The 19,410-nt window shown below is 38.8% G+C and carries 17 protein-coding genes and 1 tRNA gene; 10 read left to right on the plus strand and 8 right to left on the minus strand.

Going from position 1 to position 19,410, the window contains the following annotated elements:
* Nucleotides 1-7 precede the first annotated feature (7 nt).
* Complete coding sequence (locus tag ACK2M2_RS05325) at nucleotides 8-889, minus strand: metal-dependent hydrolase (RefSeq protein WP_409510909.1); 882 nt, start codon at nucleotides 887-889, stop codon at nucleotides 8-10.
* A 145-nt stretch (nucleotides 890-1,034) separates the two neighbouring features.
* Here ACK2M2_RS05325 and ACK2M2_RS05330 point away from each other — a divergent pair, with 145 nt between their 5' ends.
* Nucleotides 1,035-2,078 (plus strand): AraC family transcriptional regulator, encoded by a 1,044-nt coding sequence (locus ACK2M2_RS05330; RefSeq protein ID WP_409510910.1) that lies wholly within the window; start codon nucleotides 1,035-1,037, stop codon nucleotides 2,076-2,078.
* 85 nt (nucleotides 2,079-2,163) lie between these two features.
* Here ACK2M2_RS05330 and ACK2M2_RS05335 read toward each other — a convergent pair whose 3' ends face one another.
* On the minus strand, nucleotides 2,164-3,501 hold the full coding sequence (locus ACK2M2_RS05335) for a Na+/H+ antiporter NhaC family protein (RefSeq protein WP_419346442.1): 1,338 nt from the start codon (nucleotides 3,499-3,501) through the stop codon (nucleotides 2,164-2,166).
* A gap of 372 nt (nucleotides 3,502-3,873) precedes the next feature.
* Here ACK2M2_RS05335 and trpA point away from each other — a divergent pair, with 372 nt between their 5' ends.
* The 4 genes from trpA to ACK2M2_RS05355 are packed head-to-tail and all read left to right on the plus strand — an operon-like array spanning nucleotide 3,874 to nucleotide 7,866.
* On the plus strand, nucleotides 3,874-4,677 hold the full coding sequence (gene trpA, locus ACK2M2_RS05340) for a tryptophan synthase subunit alpha (protein ID WP_419346443.1): 804 nt from the start codon (nucleotides 3,874-3,876) through the stop codon (nucleotides 4,675-4,677).
* Entirely contained in the window at nucleotides 4,674-5,570 is an 897-nt protein-coding gene (accD, locus tag ACK2M2_RS05345; protein WP_409510913.1) for an acetyl-CoA carboxylase, carboxyltransferase subunit beta, read from the plus strand. Before trpA ends, accD begins: the two co-directional genes overlap by 4 nt.
* The gene (gene folC, locus ACK2M2_RS05350; protein ID WP_419346444.1) at nucleotides 5,567-6,868 is read left to right on the plus strand and encodes a bifunctional tetrahydrofolate synthase/dihydrofolate synthase; all 1,302 of its coding nucleotides are present in this window, start codon (nucleotides 5,567-5,569) and stop codon (nucleotides 6,866-6,868) included. The genes accD and folC overlap by 4 nt, the downstream gene beginning before the upstream one ends.
* Complete coding sequence (locus ACK2M2_RS05355) at nucleotides 6,859-7,866, plus strand: SPOR domain-containing protein (protein ID WP_419346445.1); 1,008 nt, start codon at nucleotides 6,859-6,861, stop codon at nucleotides 7,864-7,866. Before folC ends, ACK2M2_RS05355 begins: the two co-directional genes overlap by 10 nt.
* Before the next feature lie 23 nt (nucleotides 7,867-7,889).
* On the opposite strand, the gene ACK2M2_RS05360 is transcribed toward ACK2M2_RS05355, so the two are convergent.
* The 3 genes from ACK2M2_RS05360 to ACK2M2_RS05370 form a co-directional block, all read right to left on the minus strand.
* On the minus strand, nucleotides 7,890-8,414 hold the full coding sequence (locus tag ACK2M2_RS05360) for a dual specificity protein phosphatase family protein (RefSeq protein WP_419346468.1): 525 nt from the start codon (nucleotides 8,412-8,414) through the stop codon (nucleotides 7,890-7,892).
* A gap of 164 nt (nucleotides 8,415-8,578) precedes the next feature.
* Complete coding sequence (locus ACK2M2_RS05365) at nucleotides 8,579-9,394, minus strand: MBL fold metallo-hydrolase (RefSeq protein WP_419346446.1); 816 nt, start codon at nucleotides 9,392-9,394, stop codon at nucleotides 8,579-8,581.
* 224 nt (nucleotides 9,395-9,618) lie between these two features.
* A complete protein-coding gene (locus ACK2M2_RS05370; RefSeq protein ID WP_419346448.1) occupies nucleotides 9,619-10,263 on the minus strand; it encodes a peroxiredoxin in 645 nt (214 codons plus the stop codon).
* Nucleotides 10,264-10,600: 337 nt separating this feature from the next.
* Here ACK2M2_RS05370 and secA point away from each other — a divergent pair, with 337 nt between their 5' ends.
* The 5 genes from secA to ACK2M2_RS05395 all read left to right on the plus strand — a co-directional run bounded on the left by secA (nucleotide 10,601) and on the right by ACK2M2_RS05395 (nucleotide 16,724).
* Nucleotides 10,601-13,339: a preprotein translocase subunit SecA gene (gene secA / locus ACK2M2_RS05375; RefSeq protein WP_409510918.1), complete on the plus strand. Its 2,739-nt coding sequence runs from the start codon at nucleotides 10,601-10,603 to the stop codon at nucleotides 13,337-13,339.
* Nucleotides 13,340-13,502: 163 nt separating this feature from the next.
* Nucleotides 13,503-13,874, plus strand: coding sequence for a hypothetical protein (locus ACK2M2_RS05380; RefSeq protein ID WP_419346450.1), 372 nt, complete (start codon nucleotides 13,503-13,505; stop codon nucleotides 13,872-13,874).
* 193 nt (nucleotides 13,875-14,067) lie between these two features.
* Nucleotides 14,068-15,288, plus strand: a complete 1,221-nt coding sequence (argJ, locus tag ACK2M2_RS05385) for a bifunctional glutamate N-acetyltransferase/amino-acid acetyltransferase ArgJ (protein ID WP_409510920.1) — start codon at nucleotides 14,068-14,070, stop codon at nucleotides 15,286-15,288.
* A 136-nt stretch (nucleotides 15,289-15,424) separates the two neighbouring features.
* Entirely contained in the window at nucleotides 15,425-16,492 is a 1,068-nt protein-coding gene (gene nadA / locus ACK2M2_RS05390) for a quinolinate synthase NadA (protein WP_419346452.1), read from the plus strand.
* A gap of 155 nt (nucleotides 16,493-16,647) precedes the next feature.
* Nucleotides 16,648-16,724 (plus strand) — tRNA-Pro (locus tag ACK2M2_RS05395).
* A 208-nt stretch (nucleotides 16,725-16,932) separates the two neighbouring features.
* On the opposite strand, the gene ACK2M2_RS05400 is transcribed toward ACK2M2_RS05395, so the two are convergent.
* Genes ACK2M2_RS05400 through ACK2M2_RS05410 form a run of 3 tightly spaced genes read right to left on the minus strand, consistent with a single transcriptional unit; the run spans nucleotide 16,933 to nucleotide 19,166 of the window.
* Complete coding sequence (locus tag ACK2M2_RS05400) at nucleotides 16,933-17,412, minus strand: OmpA family protein (protein ID WP_409510922.1); 480 nt, start codon at nucleotides 17,410-17,412, stop codon at nucleotides 16,933-16,935.
* A gap of 20 nt (nucleotides 17,413-17,432) precedes the next feature.
* Entirely contained in the window at nucleotides 17,433-18,650 is a 1,218-nt protein-coding gene (locus ACK2M2_RS05405) for a diguanylate cyclase domain-containing protein (protein ID WP_419346455.1), read from the minus strand.
* A gap of 6 nt (nucleotides 18,651-18,656) precedes the next feature.
* Complete coding sequence (locus ACK2M2_RS05410; RefSeq protein WP_419346457.1) at nucleotides 18,657-19,166, minus strand: YfiR family protein; 510 nt, start codon at nucleotides 19,164-19,166, stop codon at nucleotides 18,657-18,659.
* Nucleotides 19,167-19,410: the final 244 nt, after the last annotated feature.

Consider the following 19,410-nt stretch of genomic DNA (forward strand, 5'->3'; position numbering starts at 1 on the left):
TGACCAATTAATTACTTAAACCTGCTTGCCAAAATGCTTCACCTGCTGCAATCGGATCGTTGGTTATTGCTAAAGTGTCAATCCAAACTTGATACTGTGCAATGATTGGGTGCTGACTTGGGTGGAACATTGGCTTATACCAATCCATATAGGCAGAGCGCATACGTGTCAGCATGCCCTTTTTCCCGACAAACCACGGTAAGCCTGTATACGCCATTTTTAAGCGCTCCATAGGTGTAAATCCATCGGCGCGTAACATGACATTGGCGCGGTAAGAGGTAAATCCAAGCATCGCAACTGTGGTCAGTGCGAGGCTAAATTTACGAATATGTTCAGGGACTTCACCGACTTGTTGCATAACATCAAAAGCTACATCACGATGTTCCATTTCTTCAATAGAATGCCATGCAAGTAGAGCACGGACATAGGGATGAGCATCTGCAAGTGTTTCTTGATGACTATAAAAAGTATCTGCCATGAGTGCTGTAAGATGCTCTGCTGCAGCGGTCATAGCAATATTGTATTGTGGAGAACGGTTCTTAATTTCGGACTTAAATAAACGGGTTAAAAAGCTGATGAATTGATCAATGGGCATACCTTGATTACGCATAACCTGATTCATTTTGTCATGTGCCATACCGTGTTGCGCTTCTTGGCGAATAAAATCGGCAACACGTTGTTGTAAATCTGGATCTTGAATCTTGTTGCGGAACAGGCGTACAGATTCAATGAAATAACGTTCACCATCTGGGAAGGTTAAGCTGAGTGCGTCAAACATACGAGTGCGAAATGGATCTCCACCAAACCAAAAGCGAGGAATTTCATCGAGTTTAAAGTCGAGCTGGGTGCGAACTACAGGTTCAGCTTGATATTTCACTAATGCATTCATTTTATTTTACTGGCATAGCTAGAATGATTTCAGTATGTCGGGCTTTTACAATTTTGTTTTGACAGTGTCTGCTATTTTTTATACATTTTACGACAGAATGAAAATTGAACATGTCAAAATAACATTATTGTATGAGTGTTGGTGTATGCAGGACTTACATATTCCCAATGGGTATTTCCATCTTTGGCAATTGTATTTGTTAGAGCAGGGTATAGATGCGCTGAACGCAGATTTTTTACACGATGATCATGAAAATTTACAACGGATTTTGAACCTACCCATAGATGCTCAATCACCGTATTTATTTTTTCATCAATTGATTGAGAAAACACGAATTATATTGAATCGTCCAAATATCGTCTTTGATATGGCAGAGCATGTACGACCTGAACATTTTGGAGTTTTGGGCTATATGGCTTCACGTAGTACTACGGTTGCCGAGGCATTACAAAATATATTACGTTTCAGTCGTTTAGTGATAGATGGTGATCACATCATTCCGATGAAAATGCATCATTATGGACATAATGTGCATATGGTTTGGCCATTTCATCATGAAAAATACATATTACTCAATGAGTTGACCACAGCATTGATGATGTATTTAGCAAGAAAAATAGTGCCTGAAGACCAGTTTCCTTTACGCAGTGTGCATTTTGCTCATCCGCCACAAATGGCAATGTATCATTATCAAAAATTTTATGCTTGTGAAGTATTGTTTCATCAAAGTGAATACTGTTTTGTTTTAGATTTAGATGGATTAAACCTGAAAATTCAACAAGCTGATCCACCACTTATGCAAATGTTAGTGCGCCAAGCCGAAGAGGCAATTGCCTCAAAGCCACGTTATGAAACTATTGCCGAACAGTTGCATTTGATTGTGGCAGAGTATTTACGCTTAGAAGAGCAAGCACCGAAAATTGAACAAATCAGTCAAGAGTTGCATATTTCAAGTCGAACACTACAACGACAACTGTCCGACTTGGGTACATCATTTAAAAAAATTATTGAATATGAACGTATGAATCGTTGTGAGCAATTGTTGCAAGATCAGCGACATTTGACCGATATTGCGATGAAGTTGGGTTATTCAGATCAATCTGCATTAGCTAGAGCTTATAAGGCCTATAGTGGACAGACTTTATTGCAGAAAAAACAACAGTTGAAAAATGCCATTAATAGTGGCTAATACTATTGAAAAATAATTCATAAAATTGCTAGGTTAAAATAAAAAGGTGACCCGAAGATCACCTGAATTTTTAGATTAATGCTGTTTACAGCGAAGCTGATTTTAATTTTGGAAAACGAAATACAATTGCGAGTACCGCAAAAATGGCTAAAATCCAACAGTAATAAATTGAACCAATCAATTCAACAGGAGATATTTTTGCAATTGAACAGGCTAAAAGTAGCTGAGCACCATAAGGAATAATACCTTGAACGATACAAGAAAAAATGTCCATAAATGCAGCGGCACGCTTAGGATCAACACCATAAGCATGTGCGACCTCTCTTGCCATATCACCCGATAAAATAATTGCAACGGTATTATTTGCCACAAATAAATTGGAAAAAATGACTAAAAAACTAATACCAATTTCACCTGCACGCTGTGTACCGACTTTAAATAAACCAGTTAGGACATAAATGCGCTGAATTAACCATTCTAAGCCACCTTCTTTTTGCATAATGGCAGATAAGCCACCTAAGAGCATTGATAGTAATGCGACTTCAAACATGCTCACAAAGCCATCATAAATCGCCGTATTGAATTTGAGCATGCTAAATTCAGGTGTAGATATTAGTCCTATGATACCTGAGATTAAAACGCCAAGACTCAGTACCGCAAGTACATGCAACCGTGTAAATGCTAAGAAAAAAACAGCAACATAAGGCAAAATCAACCAAATGTTATAAGCTTTATATTCAATGTGTTGTGATGAATGACTTGAAAATACGTAGATCAATATCGTGATGATTGCAGCAGGTAAGGCAATCCAAATGTTGACTCTAAATTTATCTCGGAGTTCAACATTTAAACTACGAGTTGCAGCAATCGTGGTGTCTGAAATCATCGACAAGTTATCGCCAAACATTGCACCACTCACCACTGCACCAATGGTATAAATTGCGGTTAAATCGGTTGCTTGTGAAAATCCAAAAGCAATGGGTGCACAAGCAGCAATAGTACCCATTGAGGTTCCCATCGCAGTGGCAATAAATGCTGAAATGATAAATAGCATTGGCAAGACAAAGGTTGGTGGAATAATGGATAAGCCAAACTGAACTGTTGCATCGACACTACCAATGGCACTTGAAACACTCGCAAAAGCGCCAGCGAACATAAATACCATAAACATCAAAATTAAATTGGGGTGACTTGCACCTTCTAAAAATTGATCAATCGCATGGTTGAGTTTCTTACGGTGTAACAGTACTGCTAAAAGTAAGGCAGGAAGAATCGCCACAGGTGCTTTTAATTGATAAAAAGCAAACTCAGTACCAATAATGGTATGGTAAATACCGCTACCTAAAAAGACAGTCAAAAAAACCATCAATGGTAAAAGTGCAATTGCACGAGCTTGTACCTGATGGTGTGGGAGAGTGGACATAAATAAAAAAATTAAAAGAAAACTCATACAGTATAAACAGCTTTTGCTATTTCTTAAAATCGCTTGATTCAGCTCATGAGTCATGTGTTTTTAGTTATTTATTTGATTTAAAACAAAAATGATCATTATTTTTAAAGTTTTAGCTTAGCTGAAAATAGGAAGCTTTGATCATTGTCCTGAGCACTGAAATAGCGCTAAATAATGTCATTGGGTTGTGGTCTTATTTATGTATAAATACGGCTTTGTATTGTGCTACTGTGACAGACTATTCTTTGTGTAAAAAATAGCGTTACAATTGACATTTAAAATGCAACGACTTGTATTTTTACATTAACTCCTCAAGTTTTAACAATTCAAGGAAAGTACACTGCCATGTCACGTTTAGCCACCCGATTTGCACAGCTTAAATCTCAACAGCGTAAAGCTTTGGTTTCTTATGTGATGGCGGGTGACCCACAACCTCATGTAACCGTTCCATTGTTACATCAGATGGTGGAAGCGGGTGTGGATGTACTCGAATTGGGATTGCCATTTTCAGATCCAATGGCTGATGGCCCCGTGATTGCACTTGCCGCAGAGCGTGCATTGGCTGCTGGCACCAATACCTTCGATGCTTTGAATATGGTCAAAGCCTTTCGTGAAAAAGACACCACAACACCAGTTGTTTTAATGGGCTATTTAAACCCTATTGAAGTAATTGGTTATGAAAAGTTCGTGGCATATGCCCATGACTGTGGTGTCGATGGTGTTCTTCTTGTGGATTTACCTCCTGAAGAAGCAAAAGATTTAGATGCTGTATTGCAAAAATATGATATGAATCAAATCTTCTTGCTTGCACCAACATCGACAGATGAGCGTATTGCACATGTGGTTAAACAGGCATCAGGTTTTATTTACTATGTTTCGTTAAAAGGCGTTACAGGTGCAGCAACATTGGATACCGCTGAAGTGGCAGCACGTATTGAGAAAATCAAAACTTTTACTGATATTCCTGTTGGTGTGGGTTTTGGTATTAACGATGCAGCCTCTGCAAAAGCAGTGGGTGCGGTTGCTGATGCCGTGATTGTCGGAAGTGCGTTTGTTAAGCCATTTGCCAACCTGGCACCCGAGCAAGCCGTTGAGCTAGCGGTGAACAAAGTCAAGGAGCTTCGAGCAGCGCTCGATGAGTTAGTATGAATCAAGAAGTGAAAACAGGGAAAACTCTCAGTCCATCAACGCCATGGACAGATCGTTCGATTCCTGGCATTTTAGCGCCAAATCAACAGCAAACCGTTAAAGCTACGTTTACTGAACCAACGATTGAATGCCCTGAGTGCCATGCACTCGTTACACGCACAGCAATGTCATTTAATGCCTATGTTTGTCCATCATGTGATGAACATTTGAAAATGAAAGCACGTGACCGCTTAAATTGGTTCTTTGACAATGTGACGGCTGAACTAGGTCAAGAGTTTGTTGTAAAAGATCCATTGCAATTTGTGGACAGTAAACCGTATCCATCACGTATAAAAGAAGCGCAGGATAAAACTGGTGAAACTGAAGCATTGATTGTGATGCAAGGTCAGTTAAAAAATATTCCGATGGTTGCTTGTGCATTTGAATTCGACTTTATGGCGGGTTCAATGGGTACAGTTGTTGGTGATCGTTTTGTACAAGCAGCAGAAAAAGCCATTGCAACAAAACAACCACTCATCTGTTTTGCAGCTTCAGGTGGTGCACGTATGCAAGAAGGCATGTTGTCTTTGATGCAAATGGCGCGTACATCGGCCGTGATTCAAAAAATGAAAGATGCACGTTTACCGTATATCGTAGTACTCACCAATCCTGTTTATGGTGGCGTAACGGCATCATTGGCAATGTTGGGTGATGTACATTTTGCAGAACCTAAAGCTATGATTGGTTTTGCTGGTAAGCGCGTGATTGAGCAAACAGTACGTGAAAAATTGGAAGAACCATTCCAACGTGCAGAATTCTTGCTTGATCATGGTGTAATCGATCAAATTGTCCATCGTCACGCATTACGTGATACTGTATCTCGTATTGTAGCGAAACTGATGAATTTGCCTTGAATGACACTGCACCATTAAGCAATACACCATCAAATATTGATGATTTACAAACATGGCTCAATTATTGGGGTCATGTTCACGTTACGGGAATCGATTTAGGTTTAGAGCGCGTCATTCCCGTGGCTGAACAACTCGGTGTTATGCGCCCGAATGCTAAAGTCATTACGGTTGCGGGCACCAATGGTAAAGGCTCAACCACGACTACCTTGGCGGCTATTTTAAATGCACAAGGTCTGAATGTTGGGCTGTATCAATCACCACATATTTATCGGTTCAATGAGCGTGTCAAATTACAAGGTAAAGAAGTTAGCGATCAAACGCTGATTGATGCCTTCGTTCAAGTTGATCAAGCACGCCGTTTCTGTAATTTAACCTTGTCTTTTTTTGAAGCAACCACTTTGGCTGCTTTTGTTATTTTTAAACAGCAGCAATGTGATGTTTGGGTGCTTGAAGTCGGTCTAGGCGGTCGCTTAGATGTGGTCAATGTAATTGATCCAGATGTTGCTGTGATTACCAATATTGGGCTTGATCATACCGATTGGCTCGGTGACACCATTGAAAAAATTGCATTTGAAAAAGCAGGAATTATTCGTTCAAATATTCCAGTGATTTTTGGTGGTCAGCAAGATATTCCGCAAGCTATTCAAAACAAAGCGGATGAGAGCCAAGCAACACTGTATGCCATTCACCGTGATTATTTTTATAAAGATTCGGAAGACGGTCAAACTTGGAATTTTGCAAGCTCAGGTACAACACTCAAATTGCCTCTAGGCACACTCGCACTTGAAAACATTTCGACCGCAGTCGCAGCAATTTTGGTCAGTGGATTAAATATTTCTCAACAAGCGATTGCACAAGGCATTGTAAATGCGAAGCTACAAGGGCGGTTTGAAGTTCGTCAAATTCAAAATAAAACAGTGATTTTTGATGCCGGACATAATCCGCATGGTGTAGATTTTTTGTTAAAGCAATTGCGAAAATTCTTAGAATACAATAAACAGTACACAGAAGTGATTGCAGTTTTTTCAATGTTGGCAGATAAAGATATTCAATCTGTTGTAGAGTCATTGAAAAACACCGTCAAAATGTGGAAAATTGCGCCAATGACTGTGCCTCGAGCCGCGCCATTGCAACAATTAGAAACAGCGTTGGTCGGTGAAGCAGTTCAACAATTTAATAATGTACAAGCAGCATTTCAGTCAGCCATTGAAGAGACAAAAAATAATCAGCTGATACTGGTGTGCGGTTCGTTTCATACTTTGGAAGCGGTCTGGGAGTATCTGGAAGAATGTCAATGAATAACAAACAACGCTGGATGGGTGGTGTTGTTTTATTGGGTGGTGGCGTTTTATTGGCAGCATTGCTTTTAAAAGGTCAAGAAGAGATTCACCAGAAACAAACACAGACAGTACCAACAGGACAGACTCAGAAAACAAATCAAGTTGCACCTGTGGGTGAAGCTGTTCAGTTGCAACCTTTAACTGTAGATGTCGCAACTGAAAAGCGTTTGCTTGAAGAGCAGAAACGTTCACGTGAGCGTGCAGTTGCAGAGCAAGAAGCTAAAGCAGCAGAATTTTTACGTATGCAACAGCAAGCAGAAGCAGATGCGGCGCGTAAAGCAGCGGAAGAATATGCAGCAATGAATGCACGTCGTAATGCTACGGCTGTTCGAGAGGGTACAGATTTACCACCTGAAATGACTCAAGATGATAAAACCAAAGCACAACAAAAAATAGATGATCAAAAAAAATTAGAGGCACAGAAAAAGGCCGATACTGAAAAAAAGTTGAATGAGCAGAAGCGTCAAGCGACTGAAGCAGAAAATAAAGCTGCAGAGGAAAAGAAACGTAAGGCTCAGGAAGATGCTAAGAAAAAAGCAGATGCCGATAAAAAGGCTGAAGCAATGAAAAAAGTAGAAGCTGATCGTAAAAAAGCGGAAACAGATAAAAAAGCGGCTGACGAAATAAAGCGTAAAGAGCAAGAAGCAGCAAAAAAGAAAGCGGAAGCTGAGAAAGCCCGTAAGCTATTGGAAGATGGTGACCGTGGTCATAAGCAGTGGATGGTTCAAGTTGCTCTTGCTGCCAATGAAGACAATGCAGATGCCGTAGCTTCAAAGTTACGTGCAAAAGGTTATAAAGTTACGCAAAGTAAAACGTCCAAAGGTATTCGTATTATGGTAGGACCGTCTAAAGACCGTGATGCAGCAGATGTAACACGTAAGAAGATCAATGCAGATGAAAGCTTAGGGATGAAATCTGCATGGATTAATGAATGGACGCCTTTAGATAAACGTTAATATATTTATATAACTTGTTCAATTTAAGATGGATTCGCGAGTTGCTCACGGATCCATTTTATATTTTCAGGGGTAAATAATGCTTCAATATTACGCCAAATGGGATGAAAACCATAACCACCATGTTTCATTTCATTTAAAGCATCGTCTGTTGACCAATTTTGAAAAATAATTCGATACATCGCAATACTTCCACCTGTACGATCTGAGCCATGATAGCAATGCACTAAAACTTTCTGATTATTTTGTTCAGCTTTTTGTATGGTCTGCATGACAGCGAGTAAGTCATTACGGTCAATTGCCCATGTATTGATAGGAATATGTACTTGTTGAAAAGGTTGGTTTGCCAATACCGTTTTATCTTTATTTCGATTACGTAAATTAATCACGATATCAATTTTATTTTCTTTGAGTAATGGAATGAGTTCTGCATTTGGTTGTTCACTACGATAAACCATCTCACTGATTTTATAAAAATTACTTTTTGTATTGAGTAAATTTCCCCATTGGGTTGGGCGTTTGTCTGCAGGTAATGCATCTGTGGTCATACAACCACTGAACAGTGAGATACTGAGTACAGTTGCACTGAGTATAGGAAATTTAAAGATACTTGCTGTCTGAAGATTAGGGTGAGTTAGATTTGACATATAAAGCCTTATTGCCTTTATTTATTACATGATGAAAAAATATGAAAAATGACTTCATTTAAAAATTAAGATTGTATATAGCGATAAAGCTCAACGGGATCATGAGCGCAGATAATTTCAATTTCAGGATGCGTACTTGCAAGTGATTGAATAGATTTTAGCGTTTGTATGCGTTGTAAATTATCATAAGCGAATAATCGCTCCGTAATTTCTAAAGCAGGTAGTCTATGTTTTGGATCAAGTTCCAAGTGTGTGTAATAGGCATCACCACAGAATAATAACCAATTGTTCTGCTGTTTAATGGCAATACCACAATGTCCTGCTGTATGTCCTAAAAGAGGAATAAGTAAAATTTCATCTTTAAAGAGACTTAATTCTTGTACATTGCTGAAATTGAACCAAGCATTTGTGGCAATCGGCTCAATAAAATTCCAATGCCGATGTTGTTTAAATTGTTCTTGCCGATAACGCAGTTTATTTTTCCAATGAAATGAATGTGCTGCATTATATTCAGTCGACAGAATATGCACGGTTGCATGGGGGAAATCAGAAATACCGCCTGCATGATCAAAGTCTAAATGACTGACAAAAATATGTCTGACATCAGTCGGTTGAAAACCGAGTTGTTGAATTTGTGCAATTGCAGTGAGATTGAAATCAAATTGAATGGCGCCCATTCGTGTAACAGCATTGCCTAAGCGTTGTTTCGGGTTTAAGTAGTCTTGAATACCATAGCCTGTATCAACTAATACTAAGCCTTGATCGGTTTCAATGAGTAAGCAATGACAAATGATTTTAGCTTTTAAACCCTTTTGCCCAAAGAGAGGGGCACAGGTTGGGCACATAGTACCGCAGTGCAAATGGTGTACGTTGTAGATCATAAATGATTTATTCTTAAAATGTCTTGATGGTTTTATAACCTGAAATAAACAAGTCACCTAAGCTTTTTGTGATTGTTTTTGTGAAGGTTTTGAGTAACACCCGATGACATTCACGATTGATGGCTAAGTTCTCAAAAAGAACCCATCCGAAGATGGGCATTGGAGAAGGTAATCTTTTACTTTTATTGTTTTTACTTGAGATTATTTTTTATTAATTTTTCGATTTAGCTTGTTTTATTAGGTTGCGGAGTCAGTCTTAAGTAAGGTGTAACTGCTGTATAACCTTGGGGAAAACGTTGCTTGATTTCATCTTCATCTTTTAAAGAAGGCACAATGACGACAGCCTCACCTTCTTGCCAATTGGCAGGTGTGGCAACTTTGTAATGGTCAGTAAGTTGTAGCGAGTCAATGACGCGTAAAATTTCATGAAAATTACGTCCTGTTGATGCAGGATAAGTAATGATGAGACGAACTTTTTTGTTTGGATCAATAATTACTAAAGAACGGACTGTTAAAGTTTCACTCGCATTGGGATGAATAAAGTCATACAAAGTCGAGACTTTACGATCTTTGTCAGCAAGAATAGGAAAATTTACCGTTGTATTTTGAGTTCTATTGATGTCTTCAATCCATCCTTTATGTGATTCAACATCATCAACTGACAAAGCAATTGCCTTAACGCCACGTTTTTGAAATTCATCATGCAGTTTTGCGGTATAACCAAGTTCTGTTGTACATACAGGCGTATAGTCAGCAGGGTGTGAAAAAAGAATACCCCAACTATCACCCAAATATTCATAAAAATGAATATTACCTTGACTCGATTGTTGTTCAAAGTCTGGTGCTGTATCGCCAAGTCGTAGTGTCATGTGAGCTGCCTTAAAATTTAAAATTGATATTGATGGTTCATGTATTGAATATGGCGTAGTTTTTTTATATTTAAAAATAGTGTTTTTTTCTTTGGTTATACGTTTTATTGATATATTGAAATGATCAGTCATAAATTTTTTAAGCTTTTCATTAACTTCAGCTATGTTATGTGTAGATTAAATTTGCTACATTAATTTGCCTTAGATTTATGATGTGAATGTTGATATAAAGATTTTTTTTACTCGGTTTTGTGCAAAACCCTTGTACTTCAAATTTCAAGCACCATAATATCGTCTGAGAAAAAATTATTTATTCAGCAAGTTTTAGAGAGTTTATATGTTGGCAAGTCTGATCGGAGGAATCTTCGGTACTAAAAACGAGCGCGAACTTAAACGGATGCGTAAAATTGTCGAGAAAATTAATGCGCTCGAGCCGACGGTATCAGCCTTAAGTGATGCAGACTTATCTGCGAAAACTGAAGAATTCAAACAAAGATACAATAAGGGCGATAGCCTCGATAAATTATTACCTGAAGCATTTGCAGTCTGTCGTGAGGCAGGTAAGCGTGTCATGGGTATGCGCCATTATGACGTACAGTTGATTGGTGGTATTACCTTGCATGAAGGTAAAATTGCCGAAATGCGTACAGGTGAAGGTAAAACCCTCATGGGTACTTTGGCTGTATATCTCAATGCAATCAGCGGTCAAGGCGTTCACGTAATTACCGTGAATGATTACTTGGCACAGCGTGATGCTGAGTTAAACCGTCCTCTTTATGAGTTTTTAGGTTTGACTGTTGGTGTAATTTATTCCATGCAGGCACCTTTTGAAAAATCAGAAGCGTATCGTTCAGACATTACGTACGGTACCAATAACGAATTTGGTTTTGACTACCTACGTGACAACATGGTTTTCTCGATGGCTGAGAAAAAACAGCGTGGTTTAATTTATGCGATTATCGATGAGGTCGATTCGATCTTGATTGATGAAGCACGTACTCCGCTGATTATTTCAGGTCAAAGTGAAGATTCATCACAGTTATATGAAGCATTCAACAGCATTCCACCAAAATTACATCCACAGAAAGAAGAAAAAGTTGCCGATGGTGGACATTTTTGGATTGATGAAAAACAACGTTCAGTAGAAATAACTGAGGCAGGCTTTGAAGCTGTTGAACAAGAACTCATTCAAATGGGCTTGTTGGCAGAAGGCGAAAGTCTATATTCATCGGGCAATTTAAACTTAGTACATCACGTGACTGCGGCAATTCGTGGACATTATTTGTATCAACGTAACGTACATTATATTGTTGATGATGGTGAAGTCGTTATTGTCGATGAAAATACTGGTCGTACCATGCCAGGTCGTCGTTGGTCAGAAGGTTTACACCAAGCGGTTGAGGCTAAAGAAGGGCTTGAAATTCAGCCTGAAAACCAAACCATGGCAACTACGACATTTCAGAACTATTTCCGTCTTTATAAAAAACTGTCAGGTATGACAGGTACAGCAGATACAGAAGCTGCTGAAATGAAGGAAATTTATGGTCTAGATGTCGTATTGATTCCGACACATCGTCCAATGGTGCGTGTTGATCAAAATGACTTAATTTATTTGAATCGTAATGGTAAATACAGCGCGATAATCAAAGAAATCCAAAAAATTCACGAAGAAGGTGTTGCACCAATTTTGATTGGTACCGCGACCATTGAAGCCTCTGAAATTTTATCAGATAAATTACTTGAAGCGGGTATTGCACACGAAGTTCTCAACGCTAAACAGCATGAGCGTGAAGCCGATATTATTGCTCAAGCTGGTGCGCCAAAAGCAGTGACTATTGCAACCAACATGGCAGGTCGTGGTACAGACATTCTGCTCGGTGGTAACTGGAAAGCATTACTCGCAAAAATTGAAAACCCAACTGCTGAAGATGAAGCTCGTCTACGTGCAGAATGGGAAAAGAACAATGAAATGGTACTCAGTTCTGGTGGTTTACATATCATTGGTTCAGAACGCCATGAATCACGCCGTATTGATAACCAATTACGTGGTCGTTCGGGTCGTCAAGGTGACCCTGGTGTTTCACGTTTCTTCTTGTCACTTGAAGATGACTTAATGCGTATTTTCGCAGGTGACCGTGTTGTTGGTATGATGCGTGCAATGGGCTTGCAAGAAGATGAAGCTATTGAACACAAAATGGTGTCACGTTCAATTGAAAATGCACAACGTAAAGTAGAAGCACGTAACTTCGATATCCGTAAAAACCTATTGAAATACGATGATGTAAATAACGAACAACGTAAAATTATTTACTCACAACGAGATGAAATTTTAGAAGAAAGCTCACTTCAAGATTATATTGAAGAGATGCATCAAGAAGTCGCAAAAGGTTTAATTGAGAACTTTATTCCACCTGAGTCAATTCACGATCAGTGGGATATTCAAGGGCTTGAAGCAGCACTACGCGAAGATTTAAGTATAGATTTACCTGTTGCTCAATGGCTTGAAGAAGATCGTCGTCTTGATGAGGAAGCATTAGTTCGTCGTATTACGGATGAAATTATTGCCCGTTACCGTTCGCGCCGTGAGCAAATGGGTGCTGAGTCTGCTGCGACACTTGAACGTCACTTTATGTTAGGTGCGCTTGATCGTCATTGGAAAGACCATTTGGCTGCAATGGACTATTTGCGTCAAGGGATTCATTTGCGTGGCTATGCTCAGAAAAATCCTGAGCAAGAATACAAAAAAGAAGCATTTAATCTTTTTGTAAATATGCTTGGTGTGATTAAGTCTGATGTGGTGATGGATATTTCACGTATTCACGTTCCTACACCTGAAGAGCTTGCAGAAATGGAAGCTCAACAGTTGGCACAACAACAAGCGCAAGCGGAAGCAATGCGCTTGAACTTTGGTGCAGAAATGGACTTTGGTGATGAAGTAAATGCTGTTATTGATGGTAATCCAACAATTAACGCGACAGATTTTTCAGCACAGACATTTGAAGTACCTGAAAGTCGAAATGCGCCATGTCCATGTGGGTCAGGTTTAAAATATAAACAGTGCCACGGTAAAATTTAACTTTAGGCTAGATTTGCGCAGAGACATTAAAACAGAGCTTAGGCTCTGTTTTTTTATCTGAACGCTAAGCTATGAATTTTAATTTTTACAACATGTGAATAAGCATTGCAGATTTGATTGGTTAATGTTATTTACTTCTGATTGAAAAATATTTGGGAACACAATGAAAATATTATTAAAAACGACTTTTGCAGCAATGTTGACTTTGCCTGCTTTTGCTTTTGCAGATACTGTTCCACAAACGACGACAGTAGAAAAAGTTCAAGCTGCGGCAGGTGTGATGACAGCGCAAGCTGAAGTGAAAAATGACTCGACGACAGTCATTAGTCCACGCACAGGTATCCGTTATACTTTAGGAAACACCAATGGTCGTCCGATCATCTTAAAAACCGCTGCGATTGCACCTGTAACACCAGCAACCGTAAATCGTGTGGTGGCATCGAATCCTGCTTTGTCTGTGTCGAGTCAAGAAAAAGTCAAATTGGCTTTGCTTGATGGTAGCCCTGTTGTTGCTCAGGCACAGCCTCAACAATAAATCTGTTGTGATTTTTGAATCATCGAAAATATAGAAACCAGCCTGACGGCTGGTTTTTTTAGCATTACACTTTTTGTTTTTGTAGATAAAAAGATGAAAGTCATAGTAAATATGAATGATCAGGGCTTATTGCTCGATTTTTTAATACTTTTCTAATAAGCTGTATTTTTATTCTGATTCTGGACATTCTCAAATGGCTGTTGGTGACGTGTCGATGCCACAAATGCATGTGGTGCAAGGTGTAAAAATTGGTTCTGCTGAGGCGTATGTACGCTATCCAAACCGACGTGACCTCGTTATTTTTGAATTTTCACAAGGCACTAATGTTGCAGGTGTTTTTACTCAGAATGCATTTTGTGCAGCACCTGTGCATGTGTCTAAAAAACATTTAGAAATGGGCAACCCACGCTATCTCATAATCAATACAGGCAATGCCAATGCAGGAACAGGTCAGCTTGGTATGGAAAATGCCAAAGCAACATGTTTTAAGTTAGCAGAAATTGCACAGGTTGAGCCTTTTGAAATTTTACCATTTTCTACAGGTGTAATTGGCGAGCAATTACCAATGGAGCGTCTTTTGGCTGGGTTGCAACCTGCTTTAGATAGCGTAAAAGACAATGCTTGGGTCGATGCTGCAACAGGCATTATGACTACAGATACTACGCCTAAAGGTGCGTCAGAGCACTTTGAACTTGATGGTGTAACGTATGCCATGACAGGAATATCCAAAGGTGCAGGCATGATTCGTCCAAATATGGCGACCATGTTGGGCTTTGTCGCAACCGATGCACCAGTCAGCCGTGAATTGGTTCAGCAATTGCTTAACACAGCCGTAAATGTATCATTTAACCGTATTACAATTGATGGTGATACATCAACAAACGACTCATGTATTTTTGCGGCAACAGGTCAGGCAGGTGGCATTGAGATTACCTCCGTAGCAGATCCACGTTATGTCACATTGCTTGATGTACTTACTCGAGTTATGAAGCGTTTGGCACAATTGATTGTACGTGATGGTGAAGGTGCAACCAAATTTATGACCGTTGCTGTTGAAGGTGGTGCAGATACGCAAGAATGTTGCGATATTGCCTATAGCATTGCGCATTCACCATTGGTTAAAACAGCATTTTTTGCCTCTGATCCAAATTGGGGGCGTATTCTTGCAGCCATTGGTTATGCTGGTGTGAAAGATCTTGATGTTGAAAAAATTCAAGTTTGGCTTGATGATGTGCAAATTTGCCGTGATGGTGGCGCAGCAACAGACTATACCGAAGAAGCAGGTGCACGCGTCATGTCACAGTCTGAAATCAGCATTCGTGTTGATCTTGGGCGAGGACAGGCAAAAGATACGGTATATACCTGTGATCTATCCTATGATTATGTCAAAATCAATGCAGATTACCGCTCTTAATGCAAAATGTAAAAAGCCTCACTCATGAGGCTTTTTTATAATGGAATGAATTTTGGTGGTGGAATTATCTACAATAACTTCACCAATTGTACAACGCAGGCATGACGCTTGTGATAACGGAAAGAGAAGACCTCGTATGAATGATGCGACCAATTTAATTGCCAATGAAGCAAAATCAATTGTCACAGCACATTTGGATCGTTTAGGGGAGCCAAAGGACAACAGTTTAAGTCCTGAGCTAAAACAGCAAAAGTTTGCTGAGATTAAAGCAGAGCTTGAAAAACAAAATGCGGTACTGGTTGCACACTACTATTGTGACCCTGATGTACAGGAGCTTGCAGAGGCAACAGGAGGGTGTGTATCAGACTCACTCGAAATGGCACGTTTTGGACGTGATCATGCTGCACAGACGCTTGTAGTGGCAGGTGTAAAGTTTATGGGGGAAACTTCAAAAATTTTATCGCCTGAAAAGAAAGTATTAATGCCAACTTTAGAGGCAACATGCTCATTGGACTTGGGCTGTCCTATCGATGAGTTTACGGCATTCTGCGATGCTCATCCTGATTATACGGTAGTGGTCTATGCCAATACCTCAGCGGCTGTTAAAGCACGCGCAGATTGGGTGGTAACTTCAAGTTGTGCGGTCGAAATTATTGAGCATTTAGACAGCTTGGGTGAAAAAATTATTTGGGCACCAGATCAGCATTTAGGACGCTATATTCAAAAGAAAACAGGCGCAGAAATGTTGCTTTGGGATGGTTCATGTATTGTTCATGAAGAGTTCCGTGTACGTGGCATTGACAACATGAAAGCCTTGTACCCTGATGCAGCTGTTTTGGTGCATCCAGAGTCACCCGAATCAGTTGTAGATGTCGCTGATGCTGTGGGGAGTACCTCACAGTTGATTAAAGCAGCACAGACTCTACCGCATCAAACGATGATTGTGGCAACAGACCGAGGTATTTTCTACAAAATGCAACAAGCTGTACCACATAAAACACTTATTGAAGCACCGACAGCGGGAGAAGGGGCAACATGTCGTTCTTGTGCACATTGTCCATGGATGGCAATGAATGAATTAGATGGGATTTTGGATGTTTTACGCAAGGCTGATCAAGAAATATTCGTTGATCCTGCATTGGCAGAGCGTGCAAAGCTACCCTTGGATCGTATGTTGGACTTTAGCGCAGCCTTAAAACGTTAAAATTGTATAAAAAAACGCTGAAATGCTTGATAAATATACATATGGAGTGTTTTTTTAACTTTTTTTGAATATAGGTGTTGACGTATTCGAGCGCCACGCCTAGAATGCACACCGTACCGAACGATACTTCGAACGGTACGAAAGCTGAGATGAATCGGAGCATGGCGCAGCTTGGTAGCGCACCTGGTTTGGGACCAGGGGGTCGTAGGTTCGAATCCTACTGCTCCGACCATTTTAAGTAAAAGCTTAAATGTAAATCATCCGCTTAAGTGCGGTTTTTTTATGCCTGAAATTTGTGTTTTATTTTGAATGTGGCCTTTAATCATTCATCTTGCTAGCACACTGGTTACTTTCTTTTTTTATAAAATTTATTTTCCAAAGATCTTGCATAAAAAAGACCCTGATTAGGAGTCTTTTAATTTTAATCATTTGTGTACATTTTACGGAATAATAATTACTGCAACACGTCTGTTGGCTGCACGATGCTCTTCTGTATTGTTGTCTTCTACAGGTTGGCTTGAGCCACGTCCTAAAATAGTCATATTTTGTTGACTAAAACCACTTTTCTGAAAAATATCAGCCACGCTTTGTGCACGTTGTTCTGAGAGTTTTAAGTTGTATTCAGGATTACCTACATTATCGGTATGACCTGCAATTTTTACTTTATCGAGTTTATATTTGTGCAATTGCATTGCGAGTCGTTCAATTTCGGTAACGTGATTGGCTTTAATGGTTGAATCATTAAAATCAAAGAGTAGGCGTTCAGGCAAGCCTAAGCTCCAACCTTCATTGGTTTGCGTAAAACCTTCTTTTTTTAATACTTTAATTTGTTTATGGCTTAAAGGTCCAAAACTTAAACATGCTGTAAGTGAAATGGAGAGTATGGCAAGACATGAGAGTTTAAATATTTTACTGAGCATAACGTATGGAAATCCTAAAGTTAAGAATGATAAATGAACCAATTGTGTTTGACTGATTTTGCTTTATACATGGCTTGATCGGCTTGTGAAATCAAATCTTCAGGTGTATTTGCTTGATTTGAAAAGGATATACCTAAGCTGAAACTAAAATGAATATCCTGCCCTTTATAATGTAATGGTTCTTCGCAGCATTTGAGTAAATTCTCTGCTACTGAGATAAGGTGTTCTGTTTTATACATTGAATGTAGGATGATCGCAAATTCATCACCACCCAATCGAGCTACAAAATCTTCTTGACGGATGTTGCTGCGTAGACGTTGCGCCATTTCTTTTAATACCTCGTCGCCAACCAGATGTCCATATTGGTCATTGATCGCTTTAAAATTATTATTATCAATAAAGACTAAAGCGGATGAATGGCGTTTTTGATCATCATTATAAATATTGCAAAGTATTTGGTAAAAAAAGTTACGATTAGGTAATTCGGTTAGATGGTCGTGCAGCACTTGATAAGATAATTCGCTATTTTCATTTTGAAGATGCGTGTGCCATGTTTGAATTTCATCTAAGAGTTGATTAAACACGGTATTTACATGATTGAACTCTTTAATATCATTACTTGGAAAGCGTAAATTATAGGCCTTTTGGCTACTTAAAAGACGAGCAATATTAATAATAGGGGTAATAGATTCCATAATATGACGATATGTTGAATTTACCGACCACCATAGGGCAAGAATCATAAATAACATACCAATACATAAACCAAAAAACACCTTAAAAATAAACATCATAATGACATTGGAGCTACCGTATAAGACGACTTTACCGACACTTTTGTCATGATGTTGAACATTCATAGTAATCGCATCGCGTAAAAAGAATTGATCAAACAAGCTTTGTAAATATGAATAATGCTCAATATTTTTTTTGCTTTCAGCGATTTGATTGCCATTTTCATCAAAAACTTGGATTAAGCGAATTGAATGCTGAAGGGTATAGTCGTTAATAATCTGATTCATCGACGCCTGATCTTTAAAAACTAGGCTAGGTTGAATTCGATCTACAGCAGTTTTACTGACTAAAATTAAATTTTGTTTGGCATAAGATTCGACAGTAAAGACAGAGATACTTGCGAGCGTAAATGTAGAAATTAAAAACGTAATTGCAAAAATAGTAAACTGCGATTTACGGAATAATGTTTGTAAAGAAGTTGAGCGGTAAAATTTACTGATCACGATAATTTACTCCGCATTTCGAGCTAAAAGTAAAACACGTGGATCCACATGTATTTTACTGCGAGATAAACTGTCTAAATTTAACTTAAACAATGTTCTTCCCCCTTTTGATGTGTATAGGCAAAATGCGCTGCCAATTTCACACTCGGGATTACTTGAACTAAAAGAAAGTAAATTTTTATTTATGGCGCTATTGATGAGCTGTTGTTCGGTTGCTGCAGTTGTATTGCTAAAAAATACCGCATCGCAATGCACGCGTTTGAGTTGAGCTGATGAAATTGTGTTGATGTGAAATTTATAATTATTCTGTTGAGCTAGTGTTGTTAATTCTTTGTTAATTTCGTCATTATCTATAATGCAAATTATAGGTGAATCGGTTTTCCAGCGGACATAGCTGAGTATAGATAGAGTTGTTTCTGAAATATTTTGTGCAGACGTGATTGATGGGAATGAGGCTATAAAAAGCAAAATTCCTATAGATAGAAGCCGTTGAAGTTTGACAATCATTTTCTTCATTTAATTAAGAGTCGTCATTAATAAAGCGATTATGAACTAATTTAATGAAATCTCCAAAATATATAAATAGGGAAAAATCATGAAGAAAAATACAAAAAACAATTGAAATGGATTGATTAATGAACGAATAAATAATATTTATAAATAAATTCAAAAAAAGGGTTGCATGGTATAAAAAATACTGTAGAATGCACATCCATCGGCGGTGATGAAGATTAAAACTTCTTGAGAAACAAGGACTTGA

Source organism: Acinetobacter sp. TY1, assembly GCF_048551395.1.
GTDB lineage: Bacteria > Pseudomonadota > Gammaproteobacteria > Pseudomonadales > Moraxellaceae > Acinetobacter.

Coding starts and splice junctions, on each gene's coding strand:
- secA (WP_409510918.1), top strand. CDS start 10,601: ATGTTGGCAAGTCTGATCGGAGGAATCTTCGGTACTAAAAACGAGCGC.
- ACK2M2_RS05335 (WP_419346442.1), bottom strand. CDS start 3,501: ATGTCCACTCTCCCACACCATCAGGTACAAGCTCGTGCAATTGCACTT.
- ACK2M2_RS05330 (WP_409510910.1), top strand. CDS start 1,035: ATGCAGGACTTACATATTCCCAATGGGTATTTCCATCTTTGGCAATTG.
- nadA (WP_419346452.1), top strand. CDS start 15,425: ATGAATGATGCGACCAATTTAATTGCCAATGAAGCAAAATCAATTGTC.
- trpA (WP_419346443.1), top strand. CDS start 3,874: ATGTCACGTTTAGCCACCCGATTTGCACAGCTTAAATCTCAACAGCGT.
- argJ (WP_409510920.1), top strand. CDS start 14,068: ATGGCTGTTGGTGACGTGTCGATGCCACAAATGCATGTGGTGCAAGGT.
- ACK2M2_RS05380 (WP_419346450.1), top strand. CDS start 13,503: ATGAAAATATTATTAAAAACGACTTTTGCAGCAATGTTGACTTTGCCT.
- accD (WP_409510913.1), top strand. CDS start 4,674: ATGAATCAAGAAGTGAAAACAGGGAAAACTCTCAGTCCATCAACGCCA.
- ACK2M2_RS05400 (WP_409510922.1), bottom strand. CDS start 17,412: ATGCTCAGTAAAATATTTAAACTCTCATGTCTTGCCATACTCTCCATT.
- ACK2M2_RS05365 (WP_419346446.1), bottom strand. CDS start 9,394: ATGATCTACAACGTACACCATTTGCACTGCGGTACTATGTGCCCAACC.
- ACK2M2_RS05410 (WP_419346457.1), bottom strand. CDS start 19,166: ATGAAGAAAATGATTGTCAAACTTCAACGGCTTCTATCTATAGGAATT.
- ACK2M2_RS05360 (WP_419346468.1), bottom strand. CDS start 8,414: ATGACCACAGATGCATTACCTGCAGACAAACGCCCAACCCAATGGGGA.
- ACK2M2_RS05325 (WP_409510909.1), bottom strand. CDS start 889: ATGAATGCATTAGTGAAATATCAAGCTGAACCTGTAGTTCGCACCCAG.
- ACK2M2_RS05370 (WP_419346448.1), bottom strand. CDS start 10,263: ATGACACTACGACTTGGCGATACAGCACCAGACTTTGAACAACAATCG.
- ACK2M2_RS05355 (WP_419346445.1), top strand. CDS start 6,859: ATGTCAATGAATAACAAACAACGCTGGATGGGTGGTGTTGTTTTATTG.